This window comes from Paraburkholderia sp. 40 (assembly GCF_050434105.1).
Classification (GTDB): domain Bacteria; phylum Pseudomonadota; class Gammaproteobacteria; order Burkholderiales; family Burkholderiaceae; genus Paraburkholderia; species Paraburkholderia tuberum.
The window spans coordinates 252,590-278,797 of record NZ_JBNPVY010000004.1; the positions used below are offsets into that span (position 1 = coordinate 252,590).

Consider the following 26,208-nt stretch of genomic DNA (forward strand, 5'->3'; position numbering starts at 1 on the left):
GCGCCATGCGACATGGCGCTCGAGTCGGGTGCGTCCGAAATCGTCGCCATGACGGCATCGGGCATTCAGGCGGCGGCCGAAACCACTCTGCAAGCGCGCATAGCACGACACTCCATGCCGTCCCCTGCGGGGGACGGCATGCTCTGCATCGTCGAGTTGGTCAGACGGGCAGGCTTACGATCCGCCAAAGAACACCGGCTTCATCCCACTCGTGCTGGCCGGATGACCCATCTGCTGCGTACCACTGGTCGCAGGGCCGTAGCCGCTGCTCTGGCCTGCGGCAGTGGCGTTGGTGGTCGGCATGTTGGTAGGAAAGTCGACGGTATTCGCATTGGCCGGATTGAAGCCGGCTTGCTCGAGCTGAGCGATTTCTGCCTGCACCTGCGCGTGCGTCAGCGCCCCGTCCGACTGCGCCAGCGATGCAACTGGCACAGCCATGACCGCGACCGCGCAAGCTGTGTGGACTAACGTCTTCATGATGGCCCAACTCCTTGTTGGTTACTCCGGCTGACTCGCGTTTCGCTTTTCGCGGTTCAGATGATCAAAGATTAGGTGAGGAACCGTACAGTGGTCGTTTATTTTTTATGGTAGGGGGTTCGTCCATCAGCCGACGCTGGTCGACGCTCGCGCCCGAACGCTCCGATGTCGGCCGCGCATCCGAAACCGTACCTCCGGACACGAGCCGAGATCATCGAAGCGTGGGTCAAGCAGCCGTTCGCGGGTCGTCGTCGAACATCCGCATTCCCGCGGGTGCCGTCGTCAAGAAAGCTCAGGTGCGCGTAATCGAAGCCCCACCGTCTACCAACGAAGCGGTACCCGTCACGAAGGACGAATCGTCGGAAGCAAGGTAGAGCGCCGAGCGGGCAATCTCTTCCGGCTTTGCGACCCGCTTGAGCGCGTGCAGCCCGGTCACGAACGTCTGCGATTCGGCCGTATCGTTCATACCGCGATACATCTCCGTGTCCACCGCGCCCGGGAGGATCGCGTTGACGCGCACGCCTTGCGGGCCGTATTCAGCCGCGAGCGCTTGCGTCAGTCCGATCAGCCCGGCTTTGCTCGCGGCATAGGCGGCGGTCCCCGGGAAGGCGAACGAGTAGCCGACGAACGTCGACGTGAAGATGATCGACCCACCGCCTTGCTTGATCATTTCAGGAATCTGATGCTTGGCGCCGACAAACGCGCTCGTCAGGTTGGTGGCCAGCGTCGCTGACCAGCCCGCTTCAGATACGCCTGTGGACGGCCCCATTTCACCGAGCGTCCCCGCGTTGTTGTAGGCGATGTCGAGGCGGCCGAAGCGGCTGACGGCGAGTTCGACCAGCGCTTTCGCGAATTCTTCGGATTGGACGTCCCCTGCCAGCGAGACAGCCGTGCCGCCGTCGCGAGCGATCTCGCTCACCAGCGCCTCGAGTTCAGCTTCGCGGCGTGCGGCCACGACAACTTTCGCGCCTTCCGCGGCGAACAGCCTGGCGGCGGCGCGACCAATGCCCGCGCTGGCGCCAGTGACGATAGCGACTTTTCCTGTCAAGCGTTGCATGTTGAATCTCCGGTCTGTCATCGGCCGATGCCCAATGCGTCGGCTCGTTGATACGTACTATAAGATTCCGTTCTTGAGACAAAAAGACCAAAAATATGGCGGTATCATTCAGCTTTTATGAATGACCGGAGTGCCATATGGACCGGCTGCGCGCGTTTGAGATCTTCGTCACCGTAGTCGACCGGGGCAGCTTTGCGCGCGCGGCCGATGCGCTCGAAACCTCGCCCGCGAACGTGACCCGCTACGTGAATGAACTGGAGGCGCATCTCGGTGCGCGGCTTCTGAATCGCACCTCACGCAGATTGTCTCTTACCGAGGCCGGTGAAACGCTTTATTCGCGATGCAAGGCAATCCTCGAAGACGTTGCGGAAACGGAAGGGCTCGTGTCGACAACGTCGATCGAACCGCGTGGACGGCTGCGTATCAATGCACCTGTCAGCTTCGGCATCCTGCATCTCGCGCCGCTATGGCCACGGTTCATGCAGCAATATCCCGACGTCGAACTCGACATCACGCTGATCGATCGCGTCGTCGATATCGTCGAGGAGGGCTTCGATCTCGCCATCCGCATCTCGCGCGCCGGCACGGTCGATCACGCGGCCCGCAAACTGGCGACGTCGACAAACATCCTGTGTGCATCTCCCGACTATCTGAAGCGTTGGGGACATCCTGAAACGCCGTCGGACCTGCTCGGACATCGATGTATCGGCTATAGGTATGCCGCCACGGCCGACGAGTGGCAACTGATCGACAAAGACGGCAAAACGCATGCTGTCGAGGTCAACTGCCACATGCACACCAATAACGGCGACACCGCGCGCGCGGCGGCGCTCGCGGGGCACGGCGTGATCTGGCAGCCGACGTTTCTGATCGGCGAGGACCTACGCGCAGGCCGGCTCGTCCAGGTATTGCCTGAATACCGTTTGCCGGATATCGACGTGCTTGCGCTGTATCCGAGCCGTCGCCACGTGAGCGCAAAAGTTCGTGCGGCAATCGATTTCCTGGTCAACGCGTTCTCGGGCGTGCCACCGTGGGACGAGACGTGAAGGGAGGTCTGATGTGTGTCGGCAATCCGGAAACCGGATGCCTGCAATTATGGAAGAGGCCGCCGGGCACGGCGCGTTCGATAGCATGATTCAACTGGAATTCGGCCTGTCACCGTTCTTTAATGTGCCGTATGGCGCGTCATGCAGGAGACCTGGCACACCGATGAAAACTGCACATTGAATCGCCGGCACGGTCGCCCTCCAACGAGTTCACGCAGTGGCAGGTCTGGATCAGCGATGTCCCGGAACAAGAATCGACGGGAGACATTCGTGAGAACATCCGACGCCATCATGGCTGGTCTGATCTGCTGTTCATGCGCAGCCGGGGCCTACGCCGCCGACATTAAGGGAGCCGGCAGCACGTTCGCCGCTCCTCTCTACACCCGATGGGCCGCCGACTACCAGAAGTCGGGTGGCGGCAGGGTGATCTATCAGGGCACGGGTTCGTCCGATGGGCTCAAGCAGGTCATCGCCCGGGAAGTCGACTTTGCGGGCTCGGACGCGCCACTGACCGACGATCAACTGACCCGCAACGGCTTGCGGCAATTTCCAACCGTAATCGGCGGCGTGGTACCCGTCGTGAACCTTCCGGGGCTCAAAGCCGGCGAGGTGATGTTGACGGGGCCGGTCATCGCCGACATCTTTCTCGGCAAGATTCAGTTCTGGGACGACCCGGCAATCGTGCGGCTGAACCCAAAGATCAAGATGCCGAACTACCCGATTGCCGTGGTGCGTCGCCAGGATGGCTCGGGCACGACGCTGATCTGGACTCACTACCTCGCGCAGGTCAGTCCGGAATGGAAGCGCAGGGTAGGCGAAGGCACTAGCGTGCGATGGCCGCTCGGCATCGGCGGCAAAGGCAACGAGGGCATTGCCACGTACGTCGGCTATCTGCCCGGCGCAATCGGCTAAGAAACGTTCTGAAAAATCGGGCAATCGTGTCTTGCGCGTGTCGATTTCCCCTATGATCATTCGTCGTAGTCACTGGAGGCGCCGTTGCCTCCAGACACTTTCGTCTTCAAAGGGAAAACCCAAATGCGCGTTATGGTCATGATCAAGGCAACCCCCGAATCGGAAGCCGGGCAAATGCCGAGTACGGAACTCCTCACGGCGATGGGGCAGTACAACGAGCAACTGGTCAAGGCCGGCATCATGCAGGGCGGCGACGGGTTGAAGCCGAGTTCGGCCGGCGCTCGCGTGAGGTTCTCAGGGAAGGACCGCACCGTCATTGACGGCCCGTTTGCGGAAACCAAGGAATTGATCGCCGGGTACTGGCTCTGGCAGGTTCAATCGATGGACGAAGCGATTGAATGGGTAAAGCGCTGCCCGAATCCGATGATCAGCGATTCAGAGATCGAGATTCGCCCTTTCTTTGAGCCTGCGGACTTTGGCGAAGCTTTTACGCCCGAGCTTCAAGACGAGGAAAATCGTCTGCGCAGGCAAATTGACGGGCAGATGCGTTGACGATTTTCACCGCATCAGTCTGCGGGGTATGCGCAGGCAATCCAACTCCGACTGTCTGAGACTTGACGCGGGCTTCCGATACATTGTCCGGAAGCCCGATGCCACGGGTCGATGATTGCCGTCGTCAGTGGCTGTCGCCCGGCCAAGCGTTCGAAGCCGGTCGGTGCGAAGGTATCTGCTCGATCTTTTCGGCGTTCAGGGCGCTCGGGAAGCAATCGCCCACATCCGGTTCGGCTTGAAGATCCCGCCGTTGGCATTGGGCGGGTTCACGACCGTATGCAACTGCTTTTCGGCATATAGTTGGCGCGTGCGAAACGCTTTCCCCCGGAGATCGACGCAATGCCTTATCTACAGCTTGATGTAAACGATCACTACTCTGTCGAGAGCAAAAGACTGCTCGCGGCGAAAATGAGTGAGACCTATGCCCGGATGATGTCGGTGGACGTCAGGCGAATCAGCGTAGCCATACGCGAACTCGGTCCCGGTAGCGTCTGGCGCATTGCGGAGGAAAGCGGAGAACCGGTGCCCGTCGCGTTGATGATGCTCGATATCAGAAGGGGGCGCCCGCCCGAGTCGCGCATGGAGGTGGCCAAAGCGCTTTGCGCGCTCTGCGTCGAAATTCTTGGCTTGCGCGAGGACCGACTCAACGTTGAGTTCACTCAGCACTCCGGCGATGAGATGTATCACCCGGCACTCGGAGGTTACAGCCCGGAATGGGATGCGGGCGAGCGATGAGGGTCCGGGTTCCGCGGCCTGTATTTGCGCATGGCCGTGTGAAGTCGCCGATATGCGGGAACCACGAGGGCGCCAGGATCGGATCCGCCTCCGTTGCGCCACGACCTGAGCCAAAGTAGGAGGAGGACCATGAGCGGGCTTGCCACATCCCCGGCGGGTAATCTGCGGACGCGACCGTGGTGGATGGTCTTGATCACGACGGTGTTCTGTTTCTTATGCCAGAGCGTCGTCGCGCAAGCGGACGACGGCGCGGCTCGCCTGCACGCGAAATATCAAAGTCTGACGCAGCAACTCGCGCACAACCAGTTTCAGCGACCGCTGTACCTCGAATCGCAGGAGTTGCCGTCGGCGCTCAAGGGCGATATTTACGGGGTGCTCAACTATCCTTTCGCGGTGGTCAGCGGCGCGCTCAACGACCCGACTCAGGGCCCGGCCAACTGGTGCGACGTGCTGATCCTGCATCTGAACACCAAATACTGCCACGCGTCGACCAGCGACAGCGGTACGATCCTCACCGTGAACATCGGCAAGAAAACCGAGGAATCGCTTTCGTCGTCGTACCGCGTGCAATTCAACTTTCGTGCGGTAGCGAGCACCCCTGATTATTTTCGCGTCGAGCTCACTGCCGCCACGGGTCCGCTGAGCACGAAAGACTACCGTATCGTGCTGGAAGCAATACCGGTGGGCGATAACCGCACCTTTATTCACCTGACCTACGCGTACGGATATGGCACTGCGGGACGGATTGCCATGAAAACCTACCTGGCGACGATCGGCAGCGACAAGGTGGGCTTTTCCGCTGCTCCCGATTCGTCGACGAGCGAGCCGCAATACATCGGCGGCGTGCGCGGCCTGGTCGAACGCAATACGATGCGCTACTACCTCGCCATCGATGCCTATCTTGGCGCGCTTTCCAGCCCGCCCAACGCCCGCCTCGACAAACGCCTCGCTGACTGGTTCGATGCGACCGAGCAGTATCCGCGGCAATTGCACGAGGTCAGCCGCGCCGACTATATGCAAATGAAGCACGACGAGTATCAACGTCAGCAGATCGCCCAGTGATCCGCGCAGCGGACGGGGATCTGATCAATGCAACGCAATATCGCGTTGAAGGTTTTTTCGGGGGGATGTCGATCCGATGGTGCGTCGATCGTCGTTACCTGGTAAGACAATTGGTCAGGAACCTTGGATCTGCCGTTTTGCGCCAAGTCTGGCCGCCATCGTCATCCGACCTGGGAGCACACTGTGAACCGACTCGACAATCCGATCCTGCAAGTCCTGGAAGGCTACAAAGCCGCGGTATTGGCAAAAGACGTGGACGCGTTCGTTGCGCTATACGACCGCGATGCGGTGGTCTTCGACATGTGGGGGACATGGTCGTACAACGGCATCGCATCGTGGCGCGCCATGGTGGAGGGCTGGTTCGGTTCGCTGGGTACAGAACGCGTGATAGTCGATTTCAGCGCGGCGCAAACGATCGTCGCCGCGGACCTCGCCGCTGTTCACGCCTTCGCGACATATAAAGCCGTCGACGCCGACGGATTGGAACTGCGCTCCATGGACAATCGCCTGACCATGACGCTGAGGCAGCAGGCCGACGGATGGAAAATTGTCCACCAGCACACCTCCTCTCCGATCGAGGTCGGCACGGCGCAGGTAATTTTCAGGCGCTAGCGGTCTGGCGGTTCGACATCGCGCGTCGGCTCGCGAATAATCACGGTTGCGTGACTTTCCAATTTGCGACGTACCTTCTGTTTAAAAGCAGCCATGAAACCATTGCTTGCCGGCCGATGCCTTTGCGGTGCCGTCCATTACTCGGTGAAGGACGAATTCGTCTATGCGTTGAACTGCCACTGTTCAAACTGCCGGCGCGCGACCGGCTCGGCGTTCAAACCCTTCGCGGGAATCGAGCGCGACAAGCTGCGCATCACTCGGGGCGAAGACAGCCTGTTGATTTTCGGCGACGAGCGAGCGTCGCATGATGTGCGCTGCAAAATATGTGGAAGCCTGATGTTCTCAGTGGTTTGTCAGGGGCAGTACGTTCACGTCACGCTGGGAACACTCACGGACTCGCCCGCCATGTCTCCCACTGCCCACATTTTCGTGGGTTCAAAGGCACCGTGGTATTCGATCACTGACCCATTGCCGCAACACGGCGAATTCGGGTGAGTCTCTTTCCTATCGCAACATCGACTCGAAAGATCGCACCACAGCGGCGTTGAATCGCTGATGGAGCGCCTTCCGATCGAAGCCCGGCGCGCTGTCGCAGATCTCCGGGCGCAGCCGCGCAAGACGCGCATCGCAAGGTGGCAGAAAGTCGTAGTGGCCGGCGTTGGCCACCACGCGATAGTCGGGAGCGCGGGGCAGGTCGTCCCGCACCGGCTCGTCGTACCGGGGATGCGGCTGATGACGATCGTCGGCGGCGCTCCACAACTGGACCGGGACGCGCACGCCGCTCAAGCCCGCGCGGCCGAACGCGAAGCCGAACGAAGGCGCCGCGATGACGACGGCCTTGATGCGCGCATCGTGGACCCATACGCTGGCGGGAACATTCGCGCCGAAACGAACGTCGACGCCCGCATGCCGCAACGCTTCGCAGAGGTCATGATCCGGGTGAACTTCGCAAAACGGAGCGATTTTCGAAAGATCCGGGATGCCGCCCGCGGCCACGAGCACGGTGAAGCCACCGTTGGAAAAGCCGAATGCGCCGACGCGGTTCGCGTCGAGCCGCTCGCGCCCACGCCAGTCGTCGAGCATGTAGTCCACCAGTCGATGAAGCTGCGCGGGCCGGCGCCAGAGTTGCAGCACGCGGCTCTGGTCATCGAAAGTGTCGCCGGCGTGGCTGACCGCCGCCGCGACGAAGCCCGCGCGAGCCAGCGCGAGCGCCGTGTCGTAATGGGCGCCGTACCAGCCGCCGCCGCCGTGCGACAGCACGATCAGCGGCAGGTGATGGCCTGCGATCGGCGCGCCGGCCGCGACGGTCTGGGTGACGTCGCCCAAGGCGTGCGGCGTGGCCGGCGCATCGGTGGGATACCAGATTCCGGCAGTGAGCGGCGGCTCGGTGCCATTCGGTATGTCGACCTTCTGAAAGCCGACCCCGGCGGCGAGGGCAGGCGCGCCAGGCGTCATGGCCAGAAGAAGGGCGACGATGGCCATCAATCTCACGGTTCTCTCCATGATTGTCGGCGGCGGGCTGAGCTCCGGACGGCTCGAGGCTATGAGACCAAAGTCCAATTGAATATTTCAGGCGCGGGTTCAATAGTAGTGAAACGCCGCGTTCTGTCGACGACAAAGCCGGCGCGATCCTCTTCCTAAAATGCCGGAATTGCAGGCAGGCCTTGGTATTGGCGTCAAGAACGTTCCAGTGGGTTTGAGTTTTCGCGATTGCAGGCCTATCACGGTGTCGCCGCCGAACCGCGACGCGACCTGGCGGGAGAACAACTTATGCTGCTCACACCGATTCCCCAACGGACGCCGTCCCGAGAGATGCTCGACGTCCTGATCCGCGCCGGACTCGTCGCGGTCCTGGCCGTACTCTGTTTTCGGATCTTCGCGCCGTTTCTTAACCTGATGGCCTGGTCGGTGATTCTTGCGATCACGCTCTATCCGCTGCAGGTCCTGCTTCGCTCCATGCTCGGCGGCAAGGATGGCCTGATCGCCACGCTGATCGTGCTTGTCGCGCTTGTCGTGATTCTGGTGCCAACGTATGCGCTGGGTCTCGCGGTAGCCGATTCGGTCGAGAAATCGATAGCCATTGCCAGGAGCGGTAGCTTCCAGATTCCACCTCCCGCGGAGTCGGTGGCGAGTTGGCCGCTGGTCGGCCAGCGTGTGTACGACTTCTGGCAACAGGCATCGACGGACCTGACCGGTCTTGCGCATAAATTCGCCCCGCAGCTGAAGGAGGCCGGGCTCGCTGTGCTTGCAACGGTGACGGGTCTCGGTGCCGGCCTGGTGATATTTTTCGTCGCGCTGATCGTCGCAGGAATCCTGATGGCCCACGGTGAGAAGGGCTATCACAGCGCGGTGCAGATCGCCTCGCGCATCTCGGGCCCCGAGAACGGCGCTCAGATCGCCGACTTGTGTACGGCGACGATTCGCGCGGTGGCCCAGGGGGTAGTGGGCATCGCGTTTATCCAGATGCTGCTGATCGGCATCGGCTTCGTCGTGAAGGGGATACCCGGCGCGGGGTTGCTCGCGCTGGCCGTGCTGCTGCTCGGCATCATGCAATTGCCGGCCACGCTGATCACCATTCCGGTGATCGCCTTCGTGATCGTCACGGACGGCGTGAACACTGCAAACATCATCTTCTCGGTTTACGTGTTCGTCGCGGGCCTCGCCGACAACGTGCTCAAGCCATTGATGCTGGGCCGTGGCGTCGCGGTGCCGATGCCCGTCGTGCTGATCGGAGCGCTCGGCGGCATGGTGACGGGAGGCGTCATCGGGCTATTCGTTGGGCCCGTGATGCTGGCCGTCGGTTATCAGCTGTTCTGGCGCTGGGTCCGAGACCAGCCGCAACCCAAGCAACCCACGCAACCCACGCAGACCCACGAACAGAAGCAGACCTGAAGCTCGAGGATGGCTCCGTGTCACCGTTGATGCGTCCGTACGGGATCGCAGTGCTTTTCGGGGCGGCGGTTGGCCTGAGCGGATGCATGCGGGTGGGCCCGGACTTCAAGCCGCAGCATGAAGCGTGGAGCGAGCACTGGAGTAGCGAATCGATCGCGCGGGTCACGCAACCGGGTGCACAGCCCGATGTGCGCCAGTGGTGGCTGATCTTCGGCGATAGGAATCTCGAACGTCTGATCGCCGAAGCCGACGCGAACAACGGCGACCTGAAGATCGCCGGACTACGCGTGCTCGAGGCGCGCGCACAGCTCGGCATCGCGCTCGCGGGACGCTATCCGCAGGTGCAGCAGGCGAGTGCCGATGTACTGGCTTCGGCGCGCAAGCGCTCGGATGGTTCCAATCCGCGCTCGGGCGCCTTCGTGCAGTACGGCGCGGGCTTCAGCATCGGCTGGGAACTCGATTTCTGGGGACGTTTCAGCCGCGCGATCGAATCGGCCGACGCCGCGTTCTTCGCCGCGCAAGCCAACCGCGACGATGCGCTGGTTCTGTTGCACGCGCAGGTCGCGGATACGTATTTCACGCTGCGGGTCGCGCAGGCGCGGCTACGTATCGCTCGCGAGAACGCCCAGTTGCAAAAACGCAGCTACGACATCGCTCAAAAGCTCTTCAAGGCTGGCGAATCCGACGAACTCGATTTCCAGCAGGCGAAGACGCAGTACCTTGGGACGCTGAGCAGCATCCCCGATCTCGAAAGCCAGATCGTGCTTGCGCGTCATGCGCTGTCGGTGCTGATCGGGCGAGCGCCGGGTCCGCTGCCGGAACTCGACGTGCAGACGGGCAAGGAAGGCGTCGTGCCGTTGGTGGATCATGCGGTGCTGCAGGACGTGCCGGCCGATCTGCTGTTGCGCCGCCCTGACGTTCGCGCGGCCGAGTATCAGATGGCTTCGCAGTCGGCGCTCATCGGCGTGGCACAAGCGGATCTGTACCCGTCGGTATCGTTGCTCGGCACGCTGACGTGGACCGCCAGTTCGCTCGCGGGCGCACCGAGCACACTGCTCTTTGCCGCGGGCCCGAGCGTGACGTGGAACGTGTTCGATTACGGCAGGATCACGAACAACGTGCGCGTCCAGGACGCACGGCTGCAAGAGTTGACGGTCGCTTATCAGAACACGGTGCGCGAGGCGGCGCGCGAGGCCGACGATGCCGCGACGGCGCTGCTCGCCGCCTTGCAGCGCGACACCATTCTGAATGACGCGCAGGGCGCGGCGCGGCGCTCGCTGACGCTCGCCAATACGATCTATCGGGAAGGGTATTCGGACTTCCAGCGGGTCCTCGATGCGCAGCGCGCGCTGTTCGCGCAGCAGGACGCGTACGTGGTCAATCGCAGCAATGCGCTCGGCAGTGTGATCGCGCTTTACAAGGCGCTCGGAGGCGGCTGGGAAACCGAACAGCCGCTCGTCGACGCGGCGACGCGCGCGCAGATGCGGCAACGCACCGATTGGGGCGACCTGCTCGACCAAACCGCGCCGTCTTCCGGTACGCCGGGGCAAGCCGAAGGGGCGTCACGATGAGCGATACCCAGGATACCCGCGAGCCTCGAACCGCCGCCCCGCCGAAGTCGTCGACGCCTGCCGCCGACCCTTCGGGCAGGGCGGTCAAATGGGTCGTCTGTCTGATCGTGCTGAGCCTGATCTGGTATCTGCTCGCCGACCGTTTCACGCCGTATACGCAGCAGGCGCGGATTCAGGCCTATGTCGTGCCCGTCGCCGCCGAGGTGTCGGGACGCGTGACGCGGGTGTTCGTCCATAACAACCAGGATGTCAACGCGGGGGACGTGCTGTTCGAAGTCGATAGCGAGCCCTACCGCATTGCCGCTGACCGCGCGCGCGCCGATCTGGAGTCCACGCGCCGGCAGGTCGGCGCCAGCACGGCCGGTGTCGAGTCGGCACTCGCGGCGTTGCGGGCCGCCATCGCGAACGAGGTCAAGGCGCGCCAGGACAGCGACCGTCTCGAGCGGCTCTATCGTGAAGACGAGGGCACCGTCTCCCTGCGACGCCTCGAGGTCGCGCGGGCGACGCATGAACAGGCGCTAAGCCAGGTCGACGGGGCCCGTGCCGAAGTCGAGCGGGCGCGGGAGCAGCAGGGCGGAAGCGAGGCGGAGAATGCGCAGTTGCGCAGCGCCGCTGGCGCGCTGGAGAAGGCCGAACTCGATCTCGCCAACGCGCGGATCAGAGCCCGCTCGAGCGGCGTCGTGACCGATCTGCGCACGGAAGTCGGTCAGTTCGCCGCGGCGGGCAGTCCGGTCATGACGCTGATCGCGATCCGCGACGTGTGGGTCAGCGCCGACATGACGGAGAACAATCTGGGCCATCTCAAACCCGGCACGCGCGTCGAGATCGCATTGGACGTGCTGCCCGGCGAAGTGTTCGGCGGGCGGGTTCGCAGTGTCGGCTATGGCGTGAGCGTGGGGCAGAGCACGCCGGCGGGCAGCCTGCCCACCGTGCAGAATAGCCGCGACTGGCTGCGTCCCGCGCAGCGTTTCCCGGTAATCGTCGAATTCGACGACAGCGAGCGCGCGCGTCTGCGCGATCTGCGGGTGGGCGGGCAGGCCGAAGTTATGGCGTTTCCGACCCAGGGCAATCCGCTCAATCCGCTGGGACACGCGTTCATCCGGCTGATGAGCTGGCTCTCCTACGTCTATTGAGAAGCCCATGCAGCCCGTGACCCAGCGCCTCGGTTATCGCGCGATACGTGTGGCCATCGGAACGGCGATCGCTCTTGCCGTCAGCTTTGGACTCGATTTCCCGATACCCGTCGTCGCGCCGGTATTCACGGTGTTTCTGCTGGCCACGCAGAATCGCCCGCTATCGTTGAAGGCCGGCGTGATTCTTGCGCTGGTCGTGGCGTCGACCACCGGCAGCGGCCTGCTCCTCGTTCCGTTGCTTCGTCACTATGCGTTGGCCGGCATCATGATCGTCGGCCTCATGCTGTTCTTCGCGTTTCGTTACGGGCTGCGTGGCGGCAACAATCTCGTCGCGACTTTTCTGGTCGCGGGACTGACGATGATTTCCGCCGCGGGCACGGCCGACTTCGAACTGGCCCTGACGGTCGTCGGCGCGCTGGCGAAGGGACTTCTGCTTGCCGTGCTGGCGTCGACGCTGGCGCACAGATTGTTTCCTGAAAGCATGGGCGCGCGAGAACAGCCCGCCGCGGCAGCGATGGCGGAAGACGAGGCGGCCTATATCGCGCTGCGTGCCGCGCTCGTCGTCATGCCGGCCTATCTGCTCGCGATGACCGACCCGGCGAACTACATGCCGATCATCATGAAGTCCGTCAGCCTCGGCCGACAAACCTGCACGACCTCGGCCCGCGGCGCCGCACGCGATCTGATCGGCTCGACGCTGCTCGGCGGTCTGCTCGCCATCGCGTTCTGGTTTGCGCTGAGGCTGTTCGTGCATCTGTGGATGTTCTTTCTGTGGATGCTGTTGTTCGGCCTGCTGGTGGGACGCAAGCTGTACGGCCTGCAACCCACGCGTTGTTCGCCGGGCTTCTGGCTGAACAGTCTCGTGACGATGATCATTCTGCTCGGGCAATCGGTGCAGGACAGCGTGGCGGGCAAGGATGTCTACACCGCGTTTGCCGTGCGAATGGGGCTCTTTCTGGCCGTAACGGCCTATGCGTATTTGATGCTTCTGCTTTTCGAGCAGCACCGCCGTGTCGAGTGAGGCGGTGCGGCATGCTGCAAAGCCGACCCGGTGATCGCAACAGGAGCGTGCAATGGGAAATGCGACAGGTGATGGCGCTGCCCGTCCTCGGGCCGGCGAGATCCTGAAGGAAATGGCGATAACCCTGTGGTATCTGAGAGCGATTCTGATCAGCCTGCTTCTACTGTTCGTCCTGCTGACGATTGGCATGTACTACTGGGGCGCGCCCGTCGAGACAGCGAACCGGACACCGTCGCGGCTGGGTGAAACCGTGTACTTCTGCGCGATCACGGCGCTCACCATCGGGTACGGCGATGTCGTGCCCACTTCGGCGTTCGGCCGGATCGACGCCGCATGCCTCGGGCTGATCGGCGTGGTATTCACCGGCTTGATCGTGGCCGCGGCTGTACGAGGTGTGCAGGAGGCCGCGCATCGGGCGGAAAGGACGGGATAGCGAGGCAAGGTTTTGCGTGCGGGCAGAGTGTCGCGCGGCTCACGGGCATTCCGGTCGCGCAGTTGGCGGCCGAGGAAAAGCAGCGGCTTCTGCACATTAACGCTTCCCGATGACAGGCGCACACTGTTCGATCGCTATGAACTGGTGGATGTCGCCATTCGCGTCGTGGGCATCGGGTCGGTGGGAACGCGTTGCTACGAGGCGCTCTTCATGGCCGACGGAGAGTGCCCGCTGTTCCTGCAACTCAAGGAGGCACGGGCTTCCGCGCTGGAGGGGCATCTGGCGCCGAGCCGCTATGCCAATCACGGCCAGCGTGTGGTGAACGGGCAGCGTTTGCTGCAGTCGGCCAGCGACATTTTTCTCGGCTGGTCGAAGATGCATCACACCGGCAACGACTTTTATGTGCGGCAATTGCGCGACATGAAGGGCGCGTTCGACTTCACCACGTTCGACGTCGAAGATCTCGGCGAATACGCGGTGTCCTGCGCTCACGCGCTGGCCCATTCGATGGCGAAAGCTGGCGACCCTGCGTTGCTCAGCGGATATGTCGGTAAGTCGGAGGCATTCGACGAAGCCGTCGTGCAATTCGCGCTCGCTTACGCGGAACAGAATGAGGCGGACTGGACGGTATTGAAGGCGGCAGTCAAGGCGGGACGTATTCAGGTCATTCGTGAATGAGGTTCAAGTCCCAGCCTGACTTTTTCTAAACCACATCGGCTAATTGCCTTCCGGCATTTTCGACGAATGATGGCTGGTAATCAGCCACTTGTGCCCATTCCACCCGTAGGTGAACGTATAGCGCGCCTTGACGACCGAGCCGTCCGCGAACTTGAAGGTGTAGAGCCCCGAGTCGATCGCGGTGTTGCATTCGATCATGATGTCGCGGAAGTCGATCGTGCCGACCGGTTTGTTTTCGAGGAAGTGTTTGAAATAGTCGAGCTTTTCGTCGGCGGTCAAACGCGGCTTGTTCGAGACGGTCGGCAGCAGGATCGAGTTCGGCGCGTAGTTCGCCACGACCTTCCGCGGGTCGCCGGTTTTCAGCGAGTCGTTCCAGCGATCGAACAGTGCGGAAATCTGCTTTTCCGAGGTGGGATGGCAGGCTTCGGACCTCGCGAATGCGCTGCCATGGGCCACGACCGCAACCATCGCAAAGACGACGGACGGCCCGTCTACGCTGATTCTCATGATGCCCTCCGCGATCGTTGCCGGTGGATTGTTCCGCCAGTAAATCGAAACCGCCCACGGCATATCCGCCACAGCATCGACATTCGAGGACAAGAACCCGGGTTATTTGCGTCGGTTCAGCTCGCTTCTTCCAGAACCACGACGCTGCGTGCCTCCACGCGAAATTGATCGCTTTCGACAGCGGCCTGTTGCGCCGCTTGCACGATGTCATGCGGACTGTCGCGCGCGGTATCGACGATACGCCGCCAGTGCCGCCCGTCGGGCGCCGGCAACTGGACCGTGCGCGCGCAATCGTCCATGTTGAACACCGCGTGCAGTGCCGGCTCGCCCGGTTTTTCGCCGCCCAGCGTGACGGCGAGAAGCCGCGCGGCTGGATCGTGCCAGCCCGGCTCGTTCAGGCGCTCGCCGTGCCACACCGCATCCGGCCGAGTCTGCCCCGGCGAGGGCCGGCCGGTCAGGAAATACCGCCGCCGCAAACTTGCGTGGCGGTTGCGCAGCGCGATCAGCTCGCGCACGAAGCGCGACATGGCCGAGCCGGCTTCAGTGGGTGTCCAGTCGAACCAGCTGAGCGTGTTGTCCTGACAATAGGCGTTGTTGTTGCCGCGTTGGCTGCGCAGCACCTCGTCGCCGGCGAGCGTCATCGGCACACCCAGACTCAGGAACAGGATGGCCATCGCGTTGCGCGCCTGGCGATGTCGCAGACCGAGAATCCCGGCGTCGCCGGTCTCGCCCTCGGCGCCACAGTTCCACGACAGGTTGTCGGAGCTGCCGTCGCGATTCTCGTCGCCGTTGGCTTCGTTGTGCTTCGATTCGTAGCTGACGAGATCGATCAGCGTGAAACCGTCGTGGCACGTCACGAAGTTGACGCTGTTGTTGGGCAGCCTGCCGTCGTCCGCATAGAGGTCCGAGCTGCCCGCGATGCAGGTGGCGACCGCCCCGATGAGCCCCGGGTCGCCGCGCACGAAACGGCGAATCACGTCCCGATAGCGGCCGTTCCACTCGGCCCACGCCATGCCGGGAAAGGCGCCGACCTGATACATGCCGGCGGCGTCCCACGCCTCCGCGATCAATGGCACGCGCGACAGCACACGCGAAGACTCGATCGCCCAGGGCAGCGGTGGATCGACCATCAGCTCGCCGCGCTGGTCGCGCGCGAAGATACTCGCCAGATCGAACCGGAAGCCATCGACGCCGAGTTCTTCTACCCAGTATTCGAGGCAGCGCACGATGAACGTCGTCACCAGTGGATGGTTGCAATTGATCGTGTTGCCGCAGCCGGTGTAGTCCCGGTAGCGGCGCCGGTCGGCCGCGTCGAGGTGGTAGAAGATATCGTTGACGAGGCCCTTGAAGTTGATGGCGGGGCCCGTCTCGCCCGCTTCGGCCGTATGGTTGAACACGACGTCGAGCAGCACGGCGATGCCCGCGGCGTGCATGGCGTCGGTCAGCGCGCGAAACTCCTGGGGCGCGCGCGCGGGATCGCGGCAGTAGCGAGGATGCGGGCTGTAGTAGCTATGCGTGCTGTAACCCCAGTAGTTGCTCAGGCCGAGGGCGGCCGTGGCGGGCGGAACGTCCTGTTCGTCGAAGGCCATCACCGGCAGCAGCTCGACGTGGGTCACGCCAAGCTGCGTCAGGTACGGAATCTTTTCGATCAGGCCGGCGAAGGTGCCGGGATGCTGCACGCCGCTCGACGGATCACGTGTAAAGCCGCCGACATGCAGCTCGTAGATGATCGCGTCGTCGAGTCCGCGCCAGATACGCCCAGGGGACGAGGGCAGGGGTTCCGTCACGATCGCGCGGTGGGTTTTGTGCCCGTTGGGATGCGGCTGGCCGACCGCAGGCCGCGTCCACAGCACGTCGCTAATCGCGCGGGCATACGGGTCGAGGAGTTCCCTGTCGGGGTCGAACGCGTAGCCGCTAGAGCGTGTATCGCGCGGACCGTCCACCCGCCACGTGTAGTAGGTGCCGAACGGCAGCGCTTCGACCATCACATGCCAGTAGTAGAAGGTGCGGTTGCAACCGGCGGCGAGCGTGATGATCTGGAACGGCTCGGGGCTGTCAGCCGCGTCGTACAGCAACAGCTCGACGCGCGTCGCGTGACGGCAGAAGATGCAGAAATTGATGCCGCCGGGCACCGCCGACGCGCCCACGGGAAACCGCGACCCGGAGCGAACCGCATGAGCACGCACCGATCCCGTTTCAGGGTCATTGATCAAGGGTGATCCTCATCGGGCGGATCTTCCAGATCTTGTCGCAGTATTCGCCGATGGCGCGGTCGGAAGAGAACTTGCCCGAGCGCGCGGTGTTCAGGATCGACATCCGGGTCCAGCGCCGCGTGTCCTGCCAGGCGGCGCTCACGTCGTCCTGACGCGCCACGTAGGCGGCATAGTCGGCGAGCACGAGAAACGGGTCCGCGTGCGTCAGATTGTCGATCAGCGGGCGGAACATCTCGCGGTCTCCTCGCGAGAAATGACCGTCGGCGATCAGTTGCAGCACTTCGCTCAGTTCCGCGTCGTCCTTCACATAGTCCGCGGGGCGATGACCCGCGCGCTTCACGCGTTCCACTTCGTCGGCGGTCAGGCCGAACAGGAAGAAGTTTTCGTCGCCGACCTCTTCGCGGATTTCGACGTTGGCGCCGTCGAGCGTGCCGATCGTCAACGCGCCGTTCATCATGAACTTCATGTTGCCGGTGCCCGATGCTTCCTTGCCGGCCGTCGAAATCTGCTCGGACAGGTCGGCGGCAGGGTAGATGAAGTGCGCGTTCTTCACATTGAAGTCCGGATAGAACACGACTTTCAGCCGCCCGTTCACCATCGGGTCGTTATTCACGACTTCGGCGATGCCATTGATCAAACGGATGATCAGCTTGGCCGTCGCATAGCCGGGCGCCGCCTTGCCGCCGAATACGAAACAGCGCGGTGTCAGCGCGAGCTGCGGATCACGCAGCAGGCGCCGGTACAGCGTGACGATCAGCAACGCGTTCAGATGTTGCCGCTTGTATTCGTGGATGCGCTTGACCTGCACGTCGAACAGCGCGGCGGTGTCGACGCCGATGCCCGTGACGCTCCGGATATGCTCGGCGAGCACGGCCTTGTTCGACTGCTTCACGCTACGCCAATGCTGCTGAAACGTGGCGTCGTCGGCATAGGCTTCGAGCTTGCGCAGTCGCGCGAGATCAGTGACCCAGCCAGCGCCGATGGTCTCGTCGAGCAGCCGCGCGAGCGCCGGATTGCAAAGCAGCATGAAACGGCGCGGCGTGACGCCGTTCGTGACGTTGTGAAAGCGCTCGGGCCACAATTCGGCGAAGTCCCGCAGCACGGTCTGCTTGAGCAGCCCGGAATGCAGTTCGGCGACGCCGTTGATCGCGTGGCTGCCGACCGTCGCCAGATGCGCCATGCGCACGAGCTTGTCACCGCGCTCGTCGATCAGCGACATGCGTTCGATGCGCGCGTCGTCGCCCGGATAGCGCTGCCGGACCTCGTCGAGGAAGCGGCGGTTGATCTCGTAGATGATTTCGAGCAGGCGCGGCAGCAGGTTGCGCATCAGCGGCAGCCCCCAGGTTTCGAGCGCTTCGGGCAGCAGGGTGTGATTGGTGTACGCGAGCGCGCGCCGCGTGATGTCCCAGGCCTCGTCCCACGGCACCTGCCTGTCGTCCACTAGCAGACGCATCAGCTCGGCGACGGCGATCGACGGGTGCGTGTCGTTCAACTGCACGTTGAACATCTGCGCGAAGTGTCCGACCGGTTCGCCCTTGATTTCGAGCAGGCGCAGCATGTCCTGCAGCGAGCACGACACGAAGAAGTATTGCTGCGCGAGACGCAGGCGCTTGCCGATCTCGGGCTCGTCGTTCGGATACAGCACCTTCGACAGCGTCTCGGAGATGACCTTTTCGTTGACGGCCTCGTAATAGTCGCCGGCGTTGAAGTCCTGCAGGTCGAACGACTCGACCGCCTCGCTCTTCCACAGCCGCAAGGTGTTGCACGTGTTGACGTGATAGCCGGGCATCGGCGTGTCGCAAGCCACGCCCTTGACCTGCCGTGTGGGTGTCCAGCGCACGCACAGGTTCCCGCGTGCATCGGTTTCGTTGTGGGTGCTGCCGCCGAACCCCACGTAGTACGCAACCTCCGCGCGCACGATCTCCCATGGATTGCCCTTTTGCAGCCACTTGTCGGTGGTTTCGACCTGCCAGCCGTCGCGAATCTGCTGGTCGAAGATGCCGAACTCGTAGCGGATGCCATAGCCGATGGCCGGTATTTCCAAACTTGCGAGCGAATCCAGATAGCAGGCCGCGAGGCGGCCAAGTCCGCCATTGCCGAGCCCCGGCTCTTCCTCGAGTTCGAGCAGCATATCGAGGTCGACGCCGAGCGCGCGCAGCGCTTCGCGTGCGTTGGCCTCGATGCCGAGATTGACGAGGTTGTTGCCGAGTTGCGGGCCGATCAGGAACTCGGCGGACAGGTAGCAGGCGACCCGCACATCGCTTCTGGCGTAGGTCTGTACGGAGGTTGCCCAGCGGGCCAGCAGCCGGTCGCGCACGCTATACGCGAGCGCCATGTACCAGTCATGCGGGGAAGCGATCGCCGGATAGCGGCCCCGCAGGCACAGCAGATTGTCGAGCACGCCGCGTTGGAGCGCGGCGGCGCTCAGGCCGGTGCGCGCTGCATCCGCGCTTTGCTGCGAGGTCGTGGTGGGAGCGTCGGCCATGATGCTTTCCTCGGTGCATGCTGCGCGTGACGTTCAGAAGGGCCAGACCCAGTCGGCGACCTCGGCGCGGTCCGTGCCATGCGTGTGCGCATAGTTCAGGTTGCTGACGATCGCGTTCCTCATGTCTTCCCTGAGATGCGCGGATCTGCCCTGCAAGCGCGGCACGCGGTCGAGCACGTCGATCACCAGATTGAAGCGGTCCACCTGATTGAGAATCGCCAGTTCGAGCGGCGTGTTGATGTTGCCTTTCTCCTTGTAGCCCCGCACGTGCAGATTCTCGTGATTGCGAAAGCGATAGGCGAGCTTGTGGATCAGCCACGGGTAACCGTGGAAATTGAAGATCACCGGCTTATTGGTCGTAAACAGGCTGTCGAATTCGCGTTCGGTCGAGCCGTGCGGGTGCTCGCTCGCCGGCTGCATCCTGAACAGGTCGACCACGTTGACGAAACGCAGCTTCAGTTCGGGAAGACGTTCGCGCAGGATCGCCGTCGCCGCCAGCGCTTCCTGGGTGGCGACGTCGCCGCACGAGGCCATCACCACGTCCGGTTCGGCGTCCTCGTCGTTGCTCGCGCGGCGCCACACGCCGATGCCTTTGGCGCAGTGCACGACGGCTTCGTCGATGGTGGTGAATTGCAGGTGTTTCTGCTTGTCGGCGACGATCACGTTGATGCAGTCGGTGGTGCGCAGACAGTGGTCGGCGACCACCAGCAGCGTGTTCGCGTCGGGCGGAAGATAGACGCGCGTGACCGAGGGGCTCTTGTTGGTGACGAGATCGATGAAGCCGGGGTCCTGATGCGAAAAGCCGTTGTGATCCTGCCGCCACACGGTCGACGACAGCAGAATGTTTTCCGCCGACACCCACGCGCGCCATGGCACGTGATTGCGGCTGATGTCGAGCCACTTCGCGTGCTGGTTGAACATCGAATCCACCACGTGCGCAAACGCTTCATAGGTATGGAAGAAGCCGTGGCGGCCCGTCAGCAGATAGCCTTCGAGCCATCCCATCAGCGTGTGTTCGGACAGCATCTCCATCACGCGGCCGTCGCGCGCCAGTTCGCCGCCGTCCTCGTCCTCGGGGAGCATCTCGGCCATCCACACCTTCTTGCTGACCTCGTAGATCGACTGCAGACGGTTCGAGGCCGTTTCGTCCGGGCCGAACACGCGGAAGGTGTTCATGTTCGCGCGCATCGTGTCGCGCAGAAATTCGCCGAGTGGCCGCGTGTTCTCCTGCAGCACCTTGCCCGCGTGCTGCACATCCACCGCGTACGCGCGGATGTCGGGCAGCTTCAGTTCGCGGCGCAGCACGCCGCCGTTCGCGTGCGGATTGGCGCTCATGCGCCGCGGGCCCTGGGGCGACAGCGCCTTGAGTTCGGGGATCAGCCGGCCCTCGGCATCGAAAAGTTCGGCGGGCCGGTAGCTGCGCATCCATTCTTCGAGCACTTCGAGATTCGCGGAGTTGTTGTGCACATCGGAAAAAGGCACCTGATGCGAGCGCCACGAGCCTTCGACCTTGTGCCCGTTGATCTGCTTCGGTCCGGTCCAGCCCTTGGGCGTGCGCAGCACGATCATCGGCCAGAGCGGCCGCTCGAGATTGCCGTTCGTGCGTGCCTGCTGATGAATTGCGCGAATTTCGCCGAGCACGGTATCGAGCGTGTGCGCCATCTTCCGATGCATTTCCGCGTGATCCGATCCTTCGACGAAATGCGGGGTGTAGCCGTAGCCGACAAAGAGCGCTTCCAGTTCTCTGCTGCTGATGCGCGACAGGATGGTCGGATTGGCGATCTTGTAGCCGTTCAGATTCAGGATCGGCAGCACGGTGCCGTCGCGGGCCGGGTTGATGAATTTATTCGAATGCCACGCGGTGGCGAGCGGCCCGGTCTCCGCTTCTCCATCGCCGACCACGCAGGCCACGATGAGGTCCGGGTTGTCGAGCACGGCGCCATACGCATGCGACAGGCTGTAGCCAAGCTCGCCGCCCTCATGGATGGACCCGGGCGTCTCCGGCGTCACATGCGAACCGATATGGCCGGGAAACGAGAACTGCTTGAAGAACTTCTGCATGCCCTCCGCATCCGCGCTCTTGTCCGGATAGATCTCCGAGTAGGTGCCTTCCAGATAGGTGGGGCCGAGCACGCCCGGTGCGCCGTGTCCGGGACCGGCCATGAAGACGACGTCGAGATCGTCGCGTTTGATCACGCGGTTCAGATGCGCCCAGACGAACGATAACGCCGGGCTCGCGCCCCAGTGTCCGAGCAGGCGATACTTGACGTGTTCGACTTTCAGCGGCTCCCGCAGCAGCGGGTTGTCCAGCAGAAAGATCATGCCGACCGAAAGATAATTGCATGCGCGCCACCACGCATCGATCAGCTGAAGTTCGTCGCTGCCGAGTGCGGTCTGCTGCGAAGCGTCCGCCGCGGGATGTTTGCCCATACCGACGTCTCCTGTGCTTGCAGCCGCAACCCGAGGGTGTGGATCGTGTCGGGCCCGCTGCGCAGGCGCTTCGATGATTGATGGGGTCCGAATCGCGCCTGTTGGCGGACCTCTACAACCGGGTATTCTTCGCCAGCCGATGAACATCCATAACGCAGAATATGTTACTGCGCGAAGATTGCAAGGATGATCCGACACCGTCTCGCGCGGCCTGCGAAACCGCGTCTTGTATTCAGGCCGCGATCCGATGTTCGTAGAACGGCCGGTCCCGATCATCGAGAATCGCGTACAACGCTGCCAGATCGCGCGGATCGGGATTCAACCACGCGTCGATATGCTCAGGCTTGATCGGAATGATGCAGCGATCATGGCCGGCAGCGGCCACCTCGGGTGGCGGATCATCGGTGATGGCCGCGAAGGACAATAGATCGGGCTCGCCTTTGCCGCTCCAGCGGGACCATAAGCATGCGACCAGCATGTCGTGAGGCGGATTGGGCCGGAACTCGAGCCGGACATTTTCATCTTTCTCGCCGGGCGCCGGTTCGCGGCCTTCCATTCGCGCGCGCGAGACGTTCTCATAGAAAGAACTGGCCAGCACGAGTCCATGCGAATAGCCGAATAGCGCTTTCCAGAAACTTTCGAGACTGTCCCGACGAGCGTTGTACGTGCCGGGATAGCGGGTGTCGTACGATGCGGGCTTGCCGGCCAGGCGGCACTGATAGCGCATCGGTTTGACGACGCGCTGGCCATGCTCCATCACCATCACCGGCGCGTAGTAGCCGGGAAAGATGCGCGAGTCGCCTGCTTTGGGAGCGGTTCGGCCGAGGTCGTCGAGTCGCTCGAGCGTGCGGTCGATCTTGTCTTTCGCGATCCGTTTGCTGTCGGTCGCCGCCTTGGTGGCTTTGGTCTGCAAAGAGCGCTCGGCATCGGCGAAGCGCGTGCGCTGTTTGAACAGTTCCTGTTCGAGCTTCACGGTCTGCTGCGATCTGAAGCGCTCGATCAGCGCCCAGACTTCCCGTTCCGCGTCGGACTGCGGTTCCGAGAAGGCGTCTTCCATCGCTTTGGGAATCCTGGCCTGACCGTCCTCTGCGCGTTCGAAGAAAAGACGCGCGAATTCCTCGATGCTCATGTGCGCGCCGAACATGCGGACGTAGCGCCGGTAGTCCGCCAGAATCTGAGCCGAATAGCACATGGATGCCTCCGTTTGCTGTTCCGATGATACGCATTTGCGCGCTCGCGTCAGCAGAAGTTTCTGCTCGTCGTTTGCAACTCGCCCAACAGATGAGACATGTCGACCAGCCGCTGCGCGACGAGGTGCCGTACTTCTCCCTGACACTGCCATGTGCCGTATACGGCGAGCAGCGCGGCGCCCAACGCTTCTTTGCGCTGTTTTTCGAGCAGACTCGGCCAGATGATCACATTGACGTTGCCCGTCTCGTCTTCGAGCGTGACGAACACGACGCCCTTGGCCGTGCCGGGACGCTGTCGCACCGTCACCAGTCCGCAGCCGCGCGCGAGGCGGCCGTCGCGATAGGTCCGCAGCGTCGAGGCCGGCATCAGCCGGTTCGCGAGCAACTGCGGCCGGAGCAGTTCCAGCGGATGGCGGTTGAGCGTCAGGCCGAGCGAACGGTAGTCGGCGACGATGTCGTTCGCTTCGCTCGGTGCGCCCAGTTCGGGCGTTTCGTCCTGAGTCGCCGCGGCCGCGAGCATATCCTTGTCCGGCACCGCGACGACCGACTGCCACAGCGCTTCGCGGCGGTTTCCCGCGAGCGCTGCCAACGCATTCGCATCCGCGAGCGCATGCAGGTCTTTGCGGTCGAGCTGCGCGCGGCGCGCGAGATCGTTGACGCTCGCGAACGGGCGAACCGCGCGCGCGTTCTCGATCCGTTCGGCGGCGCCGTCCTTCATGCCGCGCAGCAGCGAAAGACCGAGACGCACGGCAGGGCGCGTCGCCCCCGCACGGTGTTCGAGCGAGGAGTCCCAACCGCTGATCGTCACATCGACCGGCAACACCGTGACGCCGTGCCGCTGCGCATCCTGAACCAGTTGCGACGGCGAATAGAAGCCCATCGGCTGGCTGTTCAGCATCGCGGCGAGAAAGGCTTCGGGTTCGTGACACTTGAGCCAGCTGCTCGCATAGACCAGTAGCGCGAAACTGGCCGCGTGACTTTCGGGGAAGCCATATTCGCCGAAGCCCTTGATCTGCTCGAAGATCGCCTCGGCGAAGGCCTGGTCGTAGCCGCGCTCCTGCATGCCGAGCACGATGCGGTCATAGTATTTTTCGAGTCCGCCCTTGCGTTTCCACGCGGCCATCGCGCGTCGCAGCTGGTCGGCTTCGCCGGCGGTGAAGCCGGCCGCGAGAATCGCCACCTGCATCACCTGCTCCTGGAAGATCGGCACGCCGAGTGTGCGGCCCAGCGCGGTCTTCAACGCGTCGCTCGGATAGGTCACGGGCTCGAAGCCCTGACGGCGCTGCAGATAGGGATGCACGGCGCCGCCCTGAATCGGACCGGGCCGCACGATCGCGACTTCGATGACGAGATCGTAGAACTTGCGCGGCTGCATGCGCGGCAGCATGCTCATCTGCGCGCGCGATTCGATCTGGAACACGCCGACCGTATCGGCGGCCGAAATCATCGCGTAGGTCGCCTCATCCTCGGCGGGGATGTCCTGCATTTCGAAGCGTTCTCCGCGCTGTTCCGAAACGAGGTCGAGCGTGCGCCGGATCGCCGACAGCATGCCGAGCGCGAGCACGTCGACCTTCAGCAAGCCCAATGATTCGAGGTCGTCCTTGTCCCACTCGATCACCGAGCGGTCGGCCATCGCCGCGTTTTCCACCGGCACGAGCCGGGTGAGCTTGCCACGGCTGATCACGAAGCCGCCCGAATGCTGCGACAGGTGGCGCGGAAAATTCAGCAGTTGCGAGGCGAGCTTCGCCCAGGCCTGAATCAGGGGCTGGTTCGGGTCGAGGCCGGATTCCGCGAAACGCGCGAGCAGATCCCGACTGGTATCGAACCAGTGATGCGACTTCGCGACCGCGTCGACGATCTGCGGATCGACGCCGAGTGCCTTGCCCGTTTCCCGCAGCGCACCACGCGGACGATAGGTCGACACCGCCGCCGCGATCGCCGCCCGGTCGCGGCCGTACTTGCGATAGATGTACTGGATCACTTCTTCGCGCCGCTGGTGCTCGAAGTCGACGTCGATATCGGGCGGCTCGCCGCGCTCCTTGCTGATGAAACGCTCGAACAGCATGTTGCCGCGCGCGGGGTCCACCTCGGTCACGCCGAGGCAATAGCAGACCGCCGAGTTCGCGGCCGACCCGCGCCCCTGACACAGAATGTGCTGGCTGCGCGCGAAGCGGACGATGTCGTAGACGGTCAGGAAATACGGCTCGTACTGCAGGTCCGCGATCAGTTCGAGTTCATGCTCGATCTGCTGCTGCACGTGATGCGCAATCCCCGCGGGAAAACGCCGCTGCGCGCCGACATAGGTTTCCTGACGAAGATACGAGGCCGGCGTATGGCCGGCCGGCACCAGCTCGTCGGGATACTCGTAGCGCAGCTCGTCGAGCGAAAACGTGCAGCGGCTCATGATGTCGACCGTCGCGGCCAGCGCGTCTTGCGGGTACAGGTTGGCGAGCCGCAACCTCGAGCGCAGATGCTGCTCGGCGTTCGGCGCCAGATCATAGCCGCACTGATGGACCGGTTTGCCGACCCGGATCGCGGTCATCGTGTCTTGCAGCGGCTTGCGCGAGCGCACGTGCATCACGACTTCGCCGAGCGCGACGACGGGCACGTCGCGGCTGCGCGCGACGAATTCGACCGCGCCGCGATGCAGGTCGTCCATCGCGCGTTGATGGAGCACGAGGCCGACCCATGCGTGGCCGGTGAACGTTTCGTCGAGCCATTCGACCTGCGCGTCGAGCGCGTCTTCGCTGGCCGGGAAATCCGGCACGAGAATCGCGAGGCAGTCGGGCATGCCGAGCAGGTGGCGATATTCCTTCTCCGGCCGCGACAGATCCTGCGGCGTGAGCCGGTATTCGCCCTTGGGCGCGCGCATGCGCGCCAGCGTGATCAGCTCGGACAGATTGCCGTAGCCGTTGCGGTTGCGGGCGAGCAGGATCAGCCCGAACGCCGGCGAACCATCGGCGTTGACGAGCCGGAAATACGAACCGACGATGAACGGCAGCTTCGCTTCCTTGGCCGCGACATGCGCGCGCACGACTCCCGCGAGCGAGCATTCGTCGGTGATCGCGAGCGCGGAGTAGCCGAGTTGCGCGGCACGCTCGGCCAGTTCCTCAGCGTGCGACGCGCCCCGCAGAAACGTGAAGTTGGAAAAGCAGAACAGCTCGGCATACGCCGGCAGCATCGTGAAGGTGGTGTCCATGGC

The 26,208-nt window shown here is 63.2% G+C and carries 21 protein-coding genes and 1 pseudogene; 13 read left to right on the forward strand and 9 right to left on the reverse strand.

The window, feature by feature from the left end; genetic code table 11:
• Nucleotides 1-174: 174 nt before the first annotated feature.
• The gene (locus OKW28_RS22820; protein ID WP_429449149.1) at nucleotides 175-477 is read right to left on the reverse strand and encodes a DUF4148 domain-containing protein; all 303 of its coding nucleotides are present in this window, start codon (nucleotides 475-477) and stop codon (nucleotides 175-177) included.
• A 292-nt stretch (nucleotides 478-769) separates the two neighbouring features.
• Entirely contained in the window at nucleotides 770-1,534 is a 765-nt protein-coding gene (locus tag OKW28_RS22825; protein WP_429449150.1) for an SDR family oxidoreductase, read from the reverse strand.
• 137 nt (nucleotides 1,535-1,671) lie between these two features.
• On the opposite strand from OKW28_RS22825, the gene OKW28_RS22830 reads away from it, so the two are divergent.
• The 7 genes and pseudogenes from OKW28_RS22830 to OKW28_RS22860 all read left to right on the forward strand — a co-directional run bounded on the left by OKW28_RS22830 (nucleotide 1,672) and on the right by OKW28_RS22860 (nucleotide 6,948).
• Nucleotides 1,672-2,580, forward strand: a complete 909-nt coding sequence (locus OKW28_RS22830) for a LysR family transcriptional regulator (protein ID WP_429449151.1) — start codon at nucleotides 1,672-1,674, stop codon at nucleotides 2,578-2,580.
• 291 nt (nucleotides 2,581-2,871) lie between these two features.
• Nucleotides 2,872-3,489, forward strand: a pseudogene (pstS, locus tag OKW28_RS22835) (phosphate ABC transporter substrate-binding protein PstS); the annotation flags it as partial.
• 126 nt (nucleotides 3,490-3,615) lie between these two features.
• Nucleotides 3,616-4,044, forward strand: a complete 429-nt coding sequence (locus OKW28_RS22840) for a YciI family protein (RefSeq protein WP_429454413.1) — start codon at nucleotides 3,616-3,618, stop codon at nucleotides 4,042-4,044.
• A gap of 339 nt (nucleotides 4,045-4,383) precedes the next feature.
• Nucleotides 4,384-4,779 carry a tautomerase family protein gene (locus OKW28_RS22845; RefSeq protein WP_429449152.1) on the forward strand — a complete coding sequence of 132 codons (396 nt, stop codon included), beginning with the start codon at nucleotides 4,384-4,386 and terminating at the stop codon, nucleotides 4,777-4,779.
• Nucleotides 4,780-4,962: 183 nt separating this feature from the next.
• Nucleotides 4,963-5,841 carry a hypothetical protein gene (locus tag OKW28_RS22850; RefSeq protein WP_429454415.1) on the forward strand — a complete coding sequence of 293 codons (879 nt, stop codon included), beginning with the start codon at nucleotides 4,963-4,965 and terminating at the stop codon, nucleotides 5,839-5,841.
• Nucleotides 5,842-6,024: 183 nt separating this feature from the next.
• Nucleotides 6,025-6,453, forward strand: coding sequence for a YybH family protein (locus OKW28_RS22855; protein ID WP_429449154.1), 429 nt, complete (start codon nucleotides 6,025-6,027; stop codon nucleotides 6,451-6,453).
• A gap of 93 nt (nucleotides 6,454-6,546) precedes the next feature.
• Nucleotides 6,547-6,948, forward strand: a complete 402-nt coding sequence (locus OKW28_RS22860; protein ID WP_429449156.1) for a GFA family protein — start codon at nucleotides 6,547-6,549, stop codon at nucleotides 6,946-6,948.
• Nucleotides 6,949-6,957: 9 nt separating this feature from the next.
• On the opposite strand, the gene OKW28_RS22865 is transcribed toward OKW28_RS22860, so the two are convergent.
• A complete protein-coding gene (locus OKW28_RS22865; protein ID WP_429454417.1) occupies nucleotides 6,958-7,935 on the reverse strand; it encodes an alpha/beta hydrolase family protein in 978 nt (325 codons plus the stop codon).
• A gap of 288 nt (nucleotides 7,936-8,223) precedes the next feature.
• Between OKW28_RS22865 and OKW28_RS22870 the strand changes: the two genes are divergently transcribed.
• From OKW28_RS22870 to OKW28_RS22895, 6 genes are read left to right on the forward strand one after another with little or no spacing between them, the layout of a single operon-like run.
• Entirely contained in the window at nucleotides 8,224-9,345 is a 1,122-nt protein-coding gene (locus OKW28_RS22870; RefSeq protein ID WP_429449158.1) for an AI-2E family transporter, read from the forward strand.
• Nucleotides 9,346-9,374: 29 nt separating this feature from the next.
• Nucleotides 9,375-10,916: a TolC family protein gene (locus OKW28_RS22875; protein ID WP_429454419.1), complete on the forward strand. Its 1,542-nt coding sequence runs from the start codon at nucleotides 9,375-9,377 to the stop codon at nucleotides 10,914-10,916.
• Nucleotides 10,913-12,049: an HlyD family secretion protein gene (locus OKW28_RS22880; RefSeq protein WP_429449160.1), complete on the forward strand. Its 1,137-nt coding sequence runs from the start codon at nucleotides 10,913-10,915 to the stop codon at nucleotides 12,047-12,049. Before OKW28_RS22875 ends, OKW28_RS22880 begins: the two co-directional genes overlap by 4 nt.
• Nucleotides 12,050-12,056: 7 nt before the next feature.
• Nucleotides 12,057-13,070, forward strand: a complete 1,014-nt coding sequence (locus OKW28_RS22885) for a DUF2955 domain-containing protein (protein WP_429449162.1) — start codon at nucleotides 12,057-12,059, stop codon at nucleotides 13,068-13,070.
• A gap of 52 nt (nucleotides 13,071-13,122) precedes the next feature.
• A complete protein-coding gene (locus OKW28_RS22890; protein WP_429449163.1) occupies nucleotides 13,123-13,503 on the forward strand; it encodes a potassium channel family protein in 381 nt (126 codons plus the stop codon).
• A 27-nt stretch (nucleotides 13,504-13,530) separates the two neighbouring features.
• On the forward strand, nucleotides 13,531-14,181 hold the full coding sequence (locus OKW28_RS22895) for a DUF2252 family protein (RefSeq protein WP_429454421.1): 651 nt from the start codon (nucleotides 13,531-13,533) through the stop codon (nucleotides 14,179-14,181).
• Between the two features lie 39 nt (nucleotides 14,182-14,220).
• Here the strand turns inward: OKW28_RS22895 and OKW28_RS22900 are convergent, their stop codons facing one another.
• The 6 genes from OKW28_RS22900 to OKW28_RS22925 form a co-directional block, all read right to left on the reverse strand.
• Nucleotides 14,221-14,688 (reverse strand): protein kinase, encoded by a 468-nt coding sequence (locus OKW28_RS22900; protein ID WP_429449165.1) that lies wholly within the window; start codon nucleotides 14,686-14,688, stop codon nucleotides 14,221-14,223.
• 116 nt (nucleotides 14,689-14,804) lie between these two features.
• On the reverse strand, nucleotides 14,805-16,901 hold the full coding sequence (glgX, locus tag OKW28_RS22905; protein WP_429449167.1) for a glycogen debranching protein GlgX: 2,097 nt from the start codon (nucleotides 16,899-16,901) through the stop codon (nucleotides 14,805-14,807).
• Nucleotides 16,891-19,386, reverse strand: coding sequence for a glycogen/starch/alpha-glucan phosphorylase (locus tag OKW28_RS22910; RefSeq protein WP_429449169.1), 2,496 nt, complete (start codon nucleotides 19,384-19,386; stop codon nucleotides 16,891-16,893). Before OKW28_RS22910 ends, glgX begins: the two co-directional genes overlap by 11 nt.
• Nucleotides 19,387-19,419: 33 nt before the next feature.
• Nucleotides 19,420-21,816: a phosphoketolase family protein gene (locus OKW28_RS22915; protein WP_429449171.1), complete on the reverse strand. Its 2,397-nt coding sequence runs from the start codon at nucleotides 21,814-21,816 to the stop codon at nucleotides 19,420-19,422.
• Between the two features lie 232 nt (nucleotides 21,817-22,048).
• Complete coding sequence (locus tag OKW28_RS22920) at nucleotides 22,049-23,008, reverse strand: SOS response-associated peptidase family protein (RefSeq protein ID WP_429449173.1); 960 nt, start codon at nucleotides 23,006-23,008, stop codon at nucleotides 22,049-22,051.
• 47 nt (nucleotides 23,009-23,055) lie between these two features.
• Nucleotides 23,056-26,205 (reverse strand): error-prone DNA polymerase, encoded by a 3,150-nt coding sequence (locus tag OKW28_RS22925; protein ID WP_429449175.1) that lies wholly within the window; start codon nucleotides 26,203-26,205, stop codon nucleotides 23,056-23,058.
• Nucleotides 26,206-26,208: the final 3 nt, after the last annotated feature.